The sequence below is a fragment of the Candidatus Pantoea edessiphila genome (genome assembly GCF_002933355.1).
In the GTDB taxonomy this organism is placed as follows: Bacteria; Pseudomonadota; Gammaproteobacteria; order Enterobacterales; family Enterobacteriaceae; genus Pantoea_C; species Pantoea_C edessiphila.
Map to the genome: position 1 here is coordinate 22,632 of NZ_PDKU01000005.1, position 14,144 is coordinate 36,775.

At 28.3% G+C, this 14,144-nt stretch carries 12 protein-coding genes; 5 read left to right on the forward strand and 7 right to left on the reverse strand.

Annotation, left to right across the window (positions count from 1 at the left end; genetic code table 11):
• Positions 1 to 171 precede the first annotated feature (171 nt).
• Complete coding sequence (gene queC, locus CRV10_RS03255) at positions 172 to 867, forward strand: 7-cyano-7-deazaguanine synthase QueC (protein ID WP_136130390.1); 696 nt, start codon at positions 172 to 174, stop codon at positions 865 to 867.
• Positions 868 to 958: 91 nt separating this feature from the next.
• Here queC and ppiD read toward each other — a convergent pair whose 3' ends face one another.
• From ppiD to bolA, 7 genes are all read right to left on the reverse strand, one after another.
• Positions 959 to 2,800, reverse strand: a complete 1,842-nt coding sequence (gene ppiD, locus CRV10_RS03260) for a peptidylprolyl isomerase (RefSeq protein WP_136130391.1) — start codon at positions 2,798 to 2,800, stop codon at positions 959 to 961.
• Between the two features lie 17 nt (positions 2,801 to 2,817).
• Positions 2,818 to 3,090: an HU family DNA-binding protein gene (locus tag CRV10_RS03265; protein WP_136130392.1), complete on the reverse strand. Its 273-nt coding sequence runs from the start codon at positions 3,088 to 3,090 to the stop codon at positions 2,818 to 2,820.
• Positions 3,091 to 3,210: 120 nt separating this feature from the next.
• Positions 3,211 to 5,541, reverse strand: a complete 2,331-nt coding sequence (gene lon, locus CRV10_RS03270) for an endopeptidase La (protein WP_136130393.1) — start codon at positions 5,539 to 5,541, stop codon at positions 3,211 to 3,213.
• Positions 5,542 to 5,749: 208 nt separating this feature from the next.
• Positions 5,750 to 7,006, reverse strand: coding sequence for an ATP-dependent Clp protease ATP-binding subunit ClpX (gene clpX / locus CRV10_RS03275; RefSeq protein ID WP_136130394.1), 1,257 nt, complete (start codon positions 7,004 to 7,006; stop codon positions 5,750 to 5,752).
• An 87-nt stretch (positions 7,007 to 7,093) separates the two neighbouring features.
• Positions 7,094 to 7,684: an ATP-dependent Clp endopeptidase proteolytic subunit ClpP gene (clpP, locus tag CRV10_RS03280; protein ID WP_136130433.1), complete on the reverse strand. Its 591-nt coding sequence runs from the start codon at positions 7,682 to 7,684 to the stop codon at positions 7,094 to 7,096.
• Between the two features lie 100 nt (positions 7,685 to 7,784).
• Positions 7,785 to 9,101 carry a trigger factor gene (gene tig, locus CRV10_RS03285; protein ID WP_136130395.1) on the reverse strand — a complete coding sequence of 439 codons (1,317 nt, stop codon included), beginning with the start codon at positions 9,099 to 9,101 and terminating at the stop codon, positions 7,785 to 7,787.
• 249 nt (positions 9,102 to 9,350) lie between these two features.
• The gene (gene bolA / locus CRV10_RS03290; RefSeq protein ID WP_136130396.1) at positions 9,351 to 9,668 is read right to left on the reverse strand and encodes a transcriptional regulator BolA; all 318 of its coding nucleotides are present in this window, start codon (positions 9,666 to 9,668) and stop codon (positions 9,351 to 9,353) included.
• 612 nt (positions 9,669 to 10,280) lie between these two features.
• Between bolA and cyoA the strand changes: the two genes are divergently transcribed.
• The 4 genes from cyoA (at position 10,281) to cyoD (ending at position 14,141) form a co-directional block, all read left to right on the forward strand.
• The gene (cyoA, locus tag CRV10_RS03295) at positions 10,281 to 11,156 is read left to right on the forward strand and encodes a ubiquinol oxidase subunit II (protein ID WP_136130397.1); all 876 of its coding nucleotides are present in this window, start codon (positions 10,281 to 10,283) and stop codon (positions 11,154 to 11,156) included.
• A gap of 90 nt (positions 11,157 to 11,246) precedes the next feature.
• Positions 11,247 to 13,238, forward strand: a complete 1,992-nt coding sequence (cyoB, locus tag CRV10_RS03300; RefSeq protein ID WP_136130398.1) for a cytochrome o ubiquinol oxidase subunit I — start codon at positions 11,247 to 11,249, stop codon at positions 13,236 to 13,238.
• On the forward strand, positions 13,228 to 13,812 hold the full coding sequence (gene cyoC / locus CRV10_RS03305; RefSeq protein WP_136130399.1) for a cytochrome o ubiquinol oxidase subunit III: 585 nt from the start codon (positions 13,228 to 13,230) through the stop codon (positions 13,810 to 13,812). The genes cyoB and cyoC overlap by 11 nt, the downstream gene beginning before the upstream one ends.
• A complete protein-coding gene (gene cyoD / locus CRV10_RS03310) occupies positions 13,812 to 14,141 on the forward strand; it encodes a cytochrome o ubiquinol oxidase subunit IV (protein ID WP_136130400.1) in 330 nt (109 codons plus the stop codon). The genes cyoC and cyoD overlap by 1 nt, the downstream gene beginning before the upstream one ends.
• Positions 14,142 to 14,144: the final 3 nt, after the last annotated feature.

Below are 14,144 nucleotides of genomic sequence, written 5' to 3' on the forward strand. Positions count from 1 at the left end.
ATCATCAAAATATAAACATATAAAAATATTTCGTATTTGTTATTAATATTGTAATTACCTTCTAATGTTTTTAAGATATAAAACATATATCATGAATTATAAAATATATCATGATTAAAATATTTTTAGATATACAAACTAATTTAACTAAAATTTTATTGGGATTAAGTTATGAAGCGTGCTATTGTTCTATTTAGTGGTGGACAAGATTCTACTACTTGTCTTGTTCAAGCATTGCATCAGTACGATGAAATTCATTGTATAACCTTCGATTATAAGCAACGTCATCACAAAGAGATTATGGTTGCCAGTCAATTAATATCTATATTAAAATTAAAAATTCACAAAATTTTAGATATTACAATTCTCAAAGAATTAGCTATCAGTAGTTTAACAAATGAAAATATATCAGTACCTCATCATCAAGAACTCAAAGGAGAACTACCCAATACATTCGTACCAGGAAGAAATATCCTTTTTTTACTATTATCTTCAATATACGCTTATACAGTAAAGGCAGAAACAATAATTACTGGAATTTGTGAAACAGATTTTTCTGGTTATCCAGATTGTCGTGAAACATTTATAAAATCTTTAAATAAGGTTATTAATTTAGGTATTACTAGCAATATTCGTTTTGAAACTCCATTGATGAAACTTAATAAGGCTGAAATTTGGGCACTGGCTGACTATTGGAATCAATTTTTATTAATTAAAGAAAAAACACTAACTTGTTATAATGGAATAATAGGTAATGGTTGCGGTTATTGCTCTGCCTGTCATTTACGTTCTAATGGATTAAATGTTTATCTTAAAGATCGTTATAACATATTAAAAGAAGTAAAATTGAAAAATAACCTTAAATAAAATTGATATAAAAATTTACTCTTTTATTGTCAATTCTAAACCCCCACGGATATTATCTATTTTACTAGAACTAATAGAACTAAATTATATATTAAATAAATTTTTCTAAATTATTATTATATTTAATACTTGCATGTTTAGACAAATTATCCAGTAGCATTTTAAGTGTTACTTCATTATTGCTTTTTATAATAATACGCATTAATTCGTATGTCTTATCACTTGGTAAATGCGATGGAATTACTTTATCTAACATAATTAATACTATATTTCCTTGAGCATCTTCAGTTTGACCCCAAGAATGTTTGTTTTTATCAGTAATTGCAATGCTAAATGCTTTTTGGTTTATAGGATCATTGATATTGTGACCAATAAGCTTATAGTTACTTAAATGTATTCCTAACACACTTAATGTTTTTATTTTATCTTTAGAGTTTAATATTTTATATGCAATTAGTTTTGCTTGTTGATATGCTTTTTTCCTTTTTATTATATTGATAATTTTTAATTTAGCTTGACTCATAGGTTGTATACTTCTTTCTTTATGTTCATCTATACGTACTATAATAGAATTTTTGTCATCTAATTCAATTAGATTAGAATTAGTATGTAATATACCATTATATAATATATTTTTTACTGAATCACAATTGATTTCCTTGGGTATACTATTAATACTAAACCATTTAGTTTTGATTATTTTTACACCTGCAACTGACTCTGCAATTTTTAAAGATTCATTATTTTTAAGAGCAGCCATGCTAACTTTTTCATTAAGTTGAGTAAATAATTTAGTAATGTTTTGTTGTTTTATTTTTTTTATGATGTTATCGCGAACTTCTGAGATTGGTTGAATTGTACTGTGCACAACATCATCTAGAGATACTATTAAATAACCATTAGATAATTTAATTATATCAGATATTTGACCCTTATTTTTCAGTCCAGAAAATTTTATTTCTTTAGGTATACTGGAAAGTTCTATCCAACCTAAATCTCCTCCTTTAGGTGCAGAAATTGGGTCAACAGAGATAGTTTTAGCTAATTTAGAAAAAGACACACCTTGATTCAACTGATTTAAAACATACTTTGCATCAATTTCATTTTTAGTTTGAATTATTTTATATCTATTTTTACCTGGAATTAAATATTCTTCTTTATGATTATTATACCATTTTTCAATATCTGATTCATGAACAATTTGTTTGATATTATTTGAACTCAATTTAATATAGCTGACGCGAAATTTTTCAGGTATTAAGAAATCATTTTTATACTCTTTATAGTATTGTTCGATTTCATTATTATTCACATGTTGTTTTCTTGCTAATACACTAGTATTGATAACTGCTTGACGTATATTTCTTTTTTGAGCAATCATATCTGCTAGTTTTTTAATCTCATTTGGTAGCAAAAAATCGCTATTCATTATACCCTGAAATAGTTGTTGAGTTGATAATTCTTTACGTAATATATCCGCATATTGATCTGCAGTTAAACCTAACCTGTTAATAAGAGTATTATACTTATTATTATTGAACTTACCATCTACTTGAAAGATTTTTTGATCAAAAATCACTGATTTAACTTGGTCATCATTGACATATAAATGTAAATTATTTGCATAATCATCCAATAATAATTTGTCAATTAAATAAACTAACGATTGTTGATGTAGTCTATTTAAATAAAGATCATTCTTTATTGCAGTATAAAAATGGTTACCTAAAATTATTTTTTGATGATTCAGTTCATTGTTAAACACTTGTTCTAAATCAGCATTAGTTATTTTTTGACCATTAATTTTAACTATATAATCCTTCCTATCATTAATTATATAGGTACCAATACTAGTTAGAATAAATAGCGAGATTGTTATTCCTAAAATAATTTTAGTCATCAAAGAATTAGATAATACACGAAAACCGGTCATAATAATACAACTCAATATTAATTAATAGCATTTCTTAGTGTCTTTCCAGCACGAAAACCCGGTGTTTTACTAGCGGGGATAGTAATTTCTTGACCTGTCTGAGGATTTCTTCCTATACGGGCAGCGCGGTTACGTACAGAAAAAGTACCAAAACCAATTATAACAACCTCATCACCACTTTTCAAAGCTGAAGAAATCAAATCGGTAAATGCATTTAAGACACGACTTACTACTGTTTTGGAAATACCAGAGTCCACAGCAATCTTGTTAATTAGTTGTGATTTGTTCACTGTTAAAATCTCCGTCATCAATTTTGATTAAATCAGTAAATTTTTATTGAAAAAACCTTAATTTCACTTAATTATTATTAAAGTAATGACAAACAAATAAAATAAAATTTTTCTATAAATTTATAATGGTTTGTTTTCTAAAGCTAAATTCAATACCTCTTCAATACGTTTAACCGGATGAATAATTAAATTAGAAATTATATTTTTTGGTATTTCCTGCAGATCACGTTTATTATCGTCTGGAATAAGCACTGTTTTAATATAACCTCTATGTGCAGCTAATAATTTTTCTTTTAATCCACCAATTGGCAATACTTGACCACGTAATGTAATCTCTCCCGTCATTGCTACATCAGAACGTACTGGATTACAAGTTAAACATGAAACTAGTGCAGTACACATGGCAATTCCTGCGCTAGGACCATCTTTTGGTGTTGCACCTTCTGGAACATGAACATGAATATCACTACTTTCATAAAAATCTATGTTTATACCTAATTTTTTAGCACGAGCACGAACTACAGTCAATGCTGCTTGAATAGATTCTTGCATAACCTCACCTAAAGAACCAGTGTAGGTGAGTTTTCCTTTACCAGGAATACATGCAGTTTCTATAGTGAGTAAATCTCCTCCCACTTCAGTCCAAGCTAATCCCATTACTTGTCCTATTCTATTCTTATTATCAGCTTTACCATAGTCGAATCGTTGTACTCCTAAAAAATCTTTTAAGTTTTCAAGATTGATTAATACATGTTTTTTTGTTTTATCTATTAATAATAATTTTACAGTTTTACGACACAATTTAGAAATTTCACGTTCTAAATTACGAACTCCTGCTTCACGAGTATAATAACGGATAATACCAAGAAACGCATCATCTTCTATGTTAATTTCTTCTAATTGCAATGCGTTACAGCTGATTTGTTTAGGTAAAAGATATTGTTTCGCTATATTTAATTTTTCATCTTCTGTATAGCCTGAAAGCCTAATCACTTCCATGCGATCCAATAAAGGCGCTGGTATATTCATTGAGTTTGAAGTTGCTATAAACATCACATCAGAAAGATCGTAATCTACTTCTAAATAATGATCATTAAATGAAATATTTTGTTCTGGATCTAAAACCTCCAGCAAAGCAGATGCTGGATCTCCTCTCATATCAGAAGACATTTTATCAATTTCATCTAGTAAAAAAAGAGGATTTTTTACCCTTATTTTAGCCATTTTTTGGATTATTTTACCTGGCATTGAACCAATATATGTACGTCTATGTCCTCTAATTTCAGCTTCATCTCGAACTCCACCAAGTGCCATACGAATATACTTGCGACCAGTAGCTCTAGCAATTGATAGACCTAAAGATGTTTTACCTACACCTGGTGGCCCTACCAAACATAAGATCGGTCCTTTAATTTTATTGACTCTACTTTGTACTGCAAGATATTCTAATATTCTATCTTTAACACGTTCTAAACCATAATGATCTAAATCTAATATTTTTTGTGCCTTACATAAATCCTTTTTCACTTTGCTACGTCTATACCAAGGAACTTGAAGCATCCAGTCAATATAACCACGCACTACCGTTGCTTCTGCTGACATAGGCGACATCATTTTTAGTTTCTGCAATTCGGATTCAGTCTTATCACGAGCTTCTGTTGGCATTTTCGCAACTTCAATTTTTCTTTTTAAAGTTTCATATTCATCTGGAACTTCATCCATTTCTCCTAATTCTTTTTGAATGGCCTTCATTTGCTCATTTAAGTAATACTCACGTTGACTTTTTTCCATTTGTTTTTTAACGCGATGTCGAATTCTCTTCTCAACTTGCATTAAATCTATTTCAGATTCCATCATTGCCATAAGATATTCTAAGCGCTCATTTATATCTGACATTTCAAGAACTGATTGTTTATCCCCCAACTTTAACGGGATATGAGCAGCTACTGTATCTGCTAAACGTGCTGCATCCTCAATATTATTTAATGAATTTAGAACTTCAGGTGGAATTTTTTTATTAAGTTTAATATATCCTTCAAATTGATTCATTGCTGTTCGGACTAGTACTGCTTGTTCACGTTCTTCAATTTTCGGTGAAATAATATATTCAGCTTCAGCAATAAAATGATCACCATTATCAGCTAATGTCTTAATATGAGCACGTTGTAAACCCTCAACGAGAACTTTAACAGTACCATCAGGTAATTTAAGCATTTGTAAAATTGACGATACCGTTCCTACCGAGAAAAGATCATTAATTCCAGGTTCATCTGTTGATGCTTCTTTTTGCGCAACTAACATTATTGTTTTATCATGGTCCATTGCAATTTCTAAGCATCGAATTGATTTTTCCCGTCCAACAAACAATGGGATTACCATATGAGGATATACCACCACATCCCGCAAGGGTAACACGGGTATTTCAATACGTCTAGAACGCTCAGGATTCATGGAGCTCTCTCTTAATTCTAAATCTGCTAGATATTAACTACATTGTTTAAATTTTTATAAAATTTATTTAAAAATCTACAGGGTACTAATCATATGGGGATGATTGTTCGACATTCAATATTATAAATCACAAGAAAAATAAAAGTAAATTATCTTTTTTGATGTTTATAAAAAATAAAATCAACAACATATGTGACCATCTAAAATATTATTTAGATTCTGAGTTAATATAAATTAGTGTTGGTGCTGATTTTTCTTCTACTACTGATTGATCGATCAATACCTTTCCTACTCCTTTCATTGAAGGCAAGTTGTACATTATATCTAATAATATACCTTCAATAATTGACCGTAAACCACGTGCACCTGTTTTATGTGACAAAGTTTTTTTAGATATAGCTCTTAATGCATTATCGTGAAATTCTAATTTAACCCCTTCTAATTTAAACAAAGCTTGGTATTGCTTTGTTAAAGCATTTTTAGGCTTGTATAAAATTTCAATTAATACTTCTTCATTTAATTCATTTAAAATTGTAATAACGGGTAAACGACCAATAAATTCTGGAATCAATCCAAATTTAATCAAATCTTCTGGTTGACATTTGGAAAGCAGCTGATTTTCATAAAAATATTTTGAGTGATCTTTTATATTTGCAACAAAACCAATTTCTGAATTTACCTTAATACGTTGAGCAATTATTTTATCTAGACCTGTAAAAGCACCACCACAAATAAAAAGAATTTTTGAAGTATCAACTTGCAAACATTCTTGTTGCGGATGTTTACGTCCTCCCTGAGGTGGTACTGAAGCTAAAGTTCCTTCAATTAACTTCAAAAGAGCTTGTTGAACACCCTCACCAGAAACATCTCTAGTTATAGAAGGATTTTCAGATTTGCGGGAAATTTTATCAATTTCATCGATATATATAATACCATGCTGTGCTTTTTGTACATCGTAATTGCATTTTTGTAATAATTTTTGTATTATGTTTTCTACATCTTCTCCTACATATCCTGCTTCAGTTAATGTAGTTGCATCCGCTATAGTAAAAGGTACTTTTAAAAACTTAGCTAAAGTTTCAGCTAGTAATGTTTTTCCGCTACCTGTGGGTCCAATAAGCAATATATTACTTTTTCCTAACTCAATATTGTTTCTATTATTATACAATCTTTTATAATGATTATAAACAGCCACAGATAGCACTTTTTTTGCTAATTCTTGACCTACTACATAATTATCAAGGTAAGAACAAATTTCATGTGGTGTAGGAATTTTATGAATTTCTTTATTTAAAGATGCTTCTTTATTATTCTCTTCATAAATAATATCTCTACACATAAAAACACATTCATCACATATATAAACCGATGGCCCAGCAATTAATTTACGAACATCATGTTGTTTTTTATCACAAAAAGAACAACAAAGCATTTTATTTATATTGTCTTTATTCTTATCTTTCATCATTTAACTCATTTTTTATTATGATATATACTAGAAAAAGAGTGTATTAAATTATTTGTATTTATATCTCATAATTATATGTTTAATCTATTCACGAGCAGTTAAGATTGAATCTATAATGCCGTATTCTAGTGCTTCTTTTGCTGATAAGAAATAATCACGTTCTGTATCAATTTTTATTTGTTTTAAAGATTTACCAGTATGTGTAGCTAACAATTCGTTCATACATTTTTTTACTTTCAAAATCTCTTTAGCATGAATTTCTATATCGGTAGCTTGTCCCTGATATCCTCCAAGAGGTTGATGAATCATAATACGAGAATGCGGTAAGCAAAAACGTTTTCCTTTAGTTCCAGCAGCTAATAAAACAGCACCCATTGAACAAGCTTGACCTATACAAATAGTACTTACTTCTGGTTTAATAAATTTCATAGTGTCATAAATGGACATTCCAGATGTGATAACTCCTCCTGGGGAATTTATGTATACACTAATATCTTTTTCTGGATTTTCTGCTTCTAAAAACAACATTTGGGCAACAATCAAATTGGACATATAATCTTCAACTGGACCTGTTAAAAATATCACTCTTTCTTTAAGAAGACGAGAATATATATCATAGGAACGTTCACCATGAGTAGTTTGTTCAACTACTAAAGGTATTAAATATTTTTGCATTGTATAGTATCCATTAATACTTTCTGACACTAGTGACTATCTCCTAGGTTTTATTTATGTTTTTAATAATATCAATTGTATATCTTTTAATCAAAGCAAATTAGTTAAAGTTGTTGTTTAATTTATTTATTAATGTATTCAAAGTTATTGGTTTATCTATTACTTTTGCTTTGCTAAGTATTATGTCAATCACTTGTTTTTCGATTACCATGTTTTTAATATTATTCAGTATATTATCATTTTTTTTATAAAAATTAATGATTTCTTTTGAGTTTTTGTAGCAAGCAGTTTTTTTTAGCATCTCTTTAATATCGAATTTTTCAGCTTCAATATTTAAGTTGTATTTTTTTATCATGTTATTCAATAACAATTCCATAGTAACTCTTTTTTTTGCTTGATACTGTAATGATTTTTTTGGTATTTGGTCATTTTGTTGTTTTGTACTGTCATCTTTTTTTAAAGATTTGCGATTAATTAAATTAACTGCGTCTTTGATTAGCATCATTGGTACATTTATGATATTTAAATTAATAATTTCTTCGAGAATCTGATTTTTAATATCTTTATAAACAGCTGATTCTATTTCTAATTCAATATTTTTACGTATTTCATTACGAAAATTAGATATTGATGTATCTTTTATTCCTAAACTCCTAATTAATGTTTCATTTATTTCAGGAATAATAGGTGTTTCAATTTTTTTAATTTTTATATTAAAACTTACTGTTTTTCCTCTTAAAAATGTTGAATGATAATCAATAGGGAAAGTTGAATGAATATAAAATTCATCACCTACTTCATGGCCAATAATATTATTTTCAAAATCAGGTACCATATACCCCATTCCTAAGGGTAAGATAAAATCAGAAACAACTCCATCTTTGATTTTTATTCCCTTATCATTATAACTGACAAGATCTATTGTAACACGATCTTTGTTTTGCACTTGTCTGTTTTGTTGTATCCATTGGATATTTTTTTGTTGAATTGTTTCTATAGTTGTGTCAATATCATTTTCAGTGATGGTCACTAACGGTTTTTCAATTTTAATATTTTCTAATTTTTTGAAATCCATTGTTGGATAAATAGTGAACTTAACTGTGTATTTAAAATCTTGTTTTTCGATATATTTATCTGGAACGTAAATAGGTGAGCCAATTATATTAATTTTTCGTTCAATTAACATTTTAACAAAATTATCTTTCATCAAATTATTTAGAATATCTTGAGTTACATACTTTTTATATCGTTGCGATATAATATCAATTGGTACTTTACCTTTTCGGAAACCATTCACTTTAATTGTTTTTGATAAATTAATAAGCTCTTGCTTTATAGTTTCATTAATTGTTTCGTAATTTACAGTCATTGTAATTACATGATTTAAGTTTTTATTGGTTTCTGATAAAACTTGCATTTTATTACTCCATAGTATTACGCTCTTTATTATTTTATTTATTAAGTTACAAATAATTAATAATAAATCGTTTTAGATTGCGAATTAAAAAAATATTTGTTTTACGGAGAGAGATGTTTGTAATTGTTTTAAATAATGCAATACTAAAATTAGTTAAATATTATAGCGAAATCATAAAAGTAAGTCGAGTATAATAAAAGCGCTAAGCTCATAAAAAACGGCCTAAGGGCCGTTTTAAAAACAAATCACCTAAGCAAATTGAGTTTTATTATTACTACAATGAGGAGAAATAGGTACAGCATGCTGTAGTACTGACCATTCCTTTAATGTATATGTATGTAAAGCTAGTGCATGGATATTAGATAATAGCTCTGATGCAAGCTCACTATAAATAGCACGATGACGCACTAAAAACTTTTGACCTTTAAATTGATCACTGATAATGATTACTTTAAAATGACTTTCTGAACCTGCAGGGACATTGTGTCTGTAACTTTCATCATGCACTTCAAGATGAAGTGGCTTAAAGGCCAGGCGAAGTTTATCCTCTATTTGTTCGCGAATCATTATTTTGCTCCTTAAAGTAAAGTAGAAAGCGCTATGCAGCATATAATAATTAAATATTAGTAGCTTTAAAACTCTTTCAGTAAATTTGGTATTTATAATATATGATTAATTTGCTTAATTAGCTTTTTTGATTGTTACTTTGTTTTTTAAAAAATCATACATAAAATCTTGTAATGTTTTGTTTGTCAAAGGTAAGAAAAAGTTTCTTAGAACTTTCTTTAAATTATAAAATTGCAAAATAATTGCAAACCAAAATAAAATATTTATATACATATTATTATATCTCTTTTTTTTAAATTTCAAAAATGCAATAAAGTTATTTTTAAATGAAATAATGAGATAAATAAATTGTTAATATATTATATATGTATTTACAAATTATAAACCTTTATATTTATGTATTGTAAATATGCAATATTAATGTGAGTATAAAATATAATACTAAATAATAAGAATATACACTGAAAATAATGATAAAATTATAATTAATATTAATTAAGGTAGTATATAATTAACCATGATATTTAACAAAAATATTAATATTGCAATTCTAATAACAAATTGTAATTCATGTTATTTGAAGATAATAACCTTTATTAATGAGGTAATTTAATGATATTTAATAAGTATAAAATAATATTACAGAACTTGATGCTTATTTTATGTACTTCGTTATTAAGTGGATGTGAAAGTGCTGTATTAAATCCAAAAGGACAAATTGCATTACAACAACGTTCATTAATATTAATTGCATTTTGTTTAATGTTAATAGTTGTTATTCCAGCTATTGTTATGACGATATTATTTGCATGGAAATATAGGGAGTCTAATATAAATGCAACATACAGTCCAGACTGGTCTCATTCTAATAAGATAGAAATTATAGTATGGACTGTTCCTATAATAATAGTACTTTTTCTTAGTGTACTAAGTTGGAAATCGACTCACGAATTAGAACCAAGTAAACCAATTGTTTCTACAATTAAACCTATAGAAATTGATGTAATAGCTTTGGACTGGAAATGGTTATTTATATATCCAAAACAAAATCTTGCTACTATTAATCAAATTGCATTTCCAGTAAATACTCCAATTAATTTTAAAATCACCTCTAACTCTGTTATGAATTCCTTTTTCATACCTCAACTTGGAAGCCAAATTTACGCAATGGCTGGAATGGAAACAAAACTTAATTTAATTGCTAATGAACCAGGTGTTTACAACGGTATTTCTGCGAATTTTAGTGGTCCAGGGTTTTCTGATATGAAATTTAAAACTATTGTAACTAAAAACAACGAAGATTTCGCAAAATGGATAACTAAAGTTAAAAAATCTAATAACAAATTAGATAATATGAATATTTTTGAATCAATTGCATTGCCCAGTGAAAATAATCCAGTAAAATATTTTTCTGTAATTGATCCAGATTTATTCTTACATGTAATTGATAAATTTAAAATGAATCATACAATGAATATGAAGCATTAGTTAGTAGTTTATCAGTATTTAATTAAATTATGTATATTAAACTAAATCGCTTATTAAATGCAAAATAAGTAAGAAGAAAGGAATATTAATATGTTAGGAAGATTAACATTGAATTCAATACCTTACCATGAACCCATAATTATGGTAACGGTATCTTGTATTATATTAATTAGCCTGTTGATAATTTCTACAATTACTTATTATAAAAAATGGACATATTTATGGTCAGAATGGTTCACATCATTAGATCATAAAAAAATAGGTATAATGTATATCATTGTTGCATTTGTTATGTTATTACGCGGTTTTGCCGATGCAATAATGATGCGTGCTCAACAAGCATTATCTTCTGCTGGTGAAGTAGGAATTTTACCAGCACATCACTACAATCAGATATTTACTGCACATGGTGTCATTATGATATTTTTTGTAGCGATGCCTTTAGTTGTTGGGTTAATGAATATTATTATTCCATTACAAATAGGTGCAAGAGATGTTGCTTTTCCATTTTTAAATAGTGTAAGTTTTTGGTTTACTATTATTGGTGTTATTTTAGTTAATTTATCTTTAGGTATAGGTGAATTTGCTCAAACAGGATGGTTAGCATATCCTCCACTTTCTGGAAGTGATTATAGTCCAGGTGTTGGAGTTGACTATTGGCTTTGGAGCATTCAACTTTCTGGTATCGGTAGCACACTTACAGGAATTAACTTTTTTGTTACTATTCTTAAGATGCGGGCTCCAGGTATGAATTTATTTAAAATGCCAGTGTTCACATGGACTGTCCTTTGTACAAATATCTTAATTATCATTTCGTTTCCTGTGCTTACTGCTACATTATTTTTATTAACACTAGATCGTTATCTAGGATTTCATTTTTTTACAAATGATATGGGTGGTAATATGATGATGTATATTAACTTAATTTGGGTGTGGGGACATCCAGAAGTATACATACTAATTTTACCAATATTTGGTGTTTTTGCAGAAGTTACTGCAACTTTTTCTAGAAAATGTTTGTTTGGTTATACTTCTTTAGTATGGGCAACTATTGCTATTACTATCTTATCTTTTATTGTATGGTTACATCATTTTTTCACTATGGGCGCAGGTGCAAATGTCAATGCATTTTTCGGTATTATGACTATGGTAATAGCGATTCCAACTGGAGTAAAAATATTTAATTGGATATTTACTATGTATCAAGGACGAATTAAAATGCACTCAGCGATGTTATGGACTATTGGTTTTTTAATTACTTTTTCTATAGGCGGAATGAGTGGTGTTTTATTGGCTATGCCTGGTGCTGATTTTATGTTACATAATAGCCTTTTTTTAATTGCACATTTCCATAATGTTATTATTGGTGGTGTAGTGTTTGGTTGTATGGCTGCAATAACTTATTGGTTTCCAAAAATATTTGGTTTTACTCTAAATGAAAAATGGGGAAAAATTTCATTTGCATTTTGGATAATTGGGTTTTTTGTTGCTTTTATGCCATTATATGCGCTAGGTTTTATGGGTATGACTCGCCGTATTAGTCAAAATATAGATCCTCAATTTCATCCATTTCTACTAGTAGCGGCATGTGGTGTAGGTTTAATTGCAGTGGGAATACTGTGTCAATTAATTATGTTTTATGTTTCCATTCGTGATAGACATCAAAATAAAGATTTAACTGGTGATCCATGGAATGGACGTACATTGGAATGGTCAGTTTCTTCACCTCCTCCATTTTATAATTTTGCTACTATTCCATATGTGGATGATCGTGATGCATTTTGGAGTATTAAAAAATCGGGAAAAGCTTATAAAAAACCAAAAGAGTATCAAGAAATTCACATGCCTAAAAACAGCAGTACAGCATTTATTTTTGCTGTTTTAGGTACAGCATTAGGTTTTTCACTAATATGGTATATTTGGTGGTTAGCTATTATATCTTTTGGTGGTATGATGATTACTTGGATTATAAAAAGTTTTGATTATCATACAGATTATTACGTTCCTGTTAAAGAAATTGAAGAAATTGAGAAACGTCATTTTGATAAGATTAGCAAAATAGGTTTGAACAATGGCAATTGAAACTCTTAAACAGCATAAAGGTATAGAATCTAATAAAATTTTTGGGTTTTGGATTTATCTTATGAGTGACTGTATTATATTTGCGACTTTATTTGCAACTTATTCAGTCCTAGTTAATAATACAGCAGATGGTCCTTCAGGGAAGGATATATTTGAGTTGCCCTTTGTACTCATAGAAACTTGTTTGTTGCTGCTTAGTTCTATTACATGTGGGATGGCTTTAATATCATTAAGAAAACATAAAATTAATATTGTTATTTGGTTATGTATAACTTTTTTATTAGGCCTTGGATTTATAGGTATGGAGTTTTATGAATTTCATTACTTAATAAAAGAAGGTTATGGTCCTAATAGAAGCGCTTTTTTATCTAGTTTTTTTACTGTAGTAGGTACTCACGGGCTTCATGTGATTTCTGGTTTAATTTGGATGTTAGTTTTAATTATTCAACTATTAATGTATGATAAAAACGCAAAAAACATTACTCGTATTATGTGTTTAAGCCTTTTTTGGCATTTTCTGGATGTCATTTGGATTTGTGTGTTTACCATTGTTTATCTAATGGGGGATATGTAATGAATCATATCTTGAATGAAAATAATTTATCTCATATAAATATAAGATCATATCTTATAGGTTTCATTTTATCCATTATTTTGACCACTATTCCTTTTTGGATAGTAATGACTAGAAGTTCTTCTTATTATGTAACGCTTGGTATAGTTACGAGTTGTGCAATTGTACAAGTCTTAGTACATTTATTTTGTTTTCTCCATTTAGATAGTAAATCTGAAAATGGATGGAATATGATATCATTGGTTTTTTCTTTAATAATTATTTTGATAATTGTTTCAGGGTCGATCTGGATTATGTGGAACTTGAATTATAATATGATGGTTAGATAAAAT

Coding starts and splice junctions, on each gene's coding strand:
- ppiD (WP_136130391.1), bottom strand. CDS start 2,800: ATGACCGGTTTTCGTGTATTATCTAATTCTTTGATGACTAAAATTATT.
- cyoB (WP_136130398.1), top strand. CDS start 11,247: ATGTTAGGAAGATTAACATTGAATTCAATACCTTACCATGAACCCATA.
- queC (WP_136130390.1), top strand. CDS start 172: ATGAAGCGTGCTATTGTTCTATTTAGTGGTGGACAAGATTCTACTACT.
- cyoC (WP_136130399.1), top strand. CDS start 13,228: ATGGCAATTGAAACTCTTAAACAGCATAAAGGTATAGAATCTAATAAA.
- clpX (WP_136130394.1), bottom strand. CDS start 7,006: ATGAAAGATAAGAATAAAGACAATATAAATAAAATGCTTTGTTGTTCT.
- tig (WP_136130395.1), bottom strand. CDS start 9,101: ATGCAAGTTTTATCAGAAACCAATAAAAACTTAAATCATGTAATTACA.
- bolA (WP_136130396.1), bottom strand. CDS start 9,668: ATGATTCGCGAACAAATAGAGGATAAACTTCGCCTGGCCTTTAAGCCA.
- lon (WP_136130393.1), bottom strand. CDS start 5,541: ATGAATCCTGAGCGTTCTAGACGTATTGAAATACCCGTGTTACCCTTG.
- cyoA (WP_136130397.1), top strand. CDS start 10,281: ATGATATTTAATAAGTATAAAATAATATTACAGAACTTGATGCTTATT.
- clpP (WP_136130433.1), bottom strand. CDS start 7,684: ATGCAAAAATATTTAATACCTTTAGTAGTTGAACAAACTACTCATGGT.
- cyoD (WP_136130400.1), top strand. CDS start 13,812: ATGAATCATATCTTGAATGAAAATAATTTATCTCATATAAATATAAGA.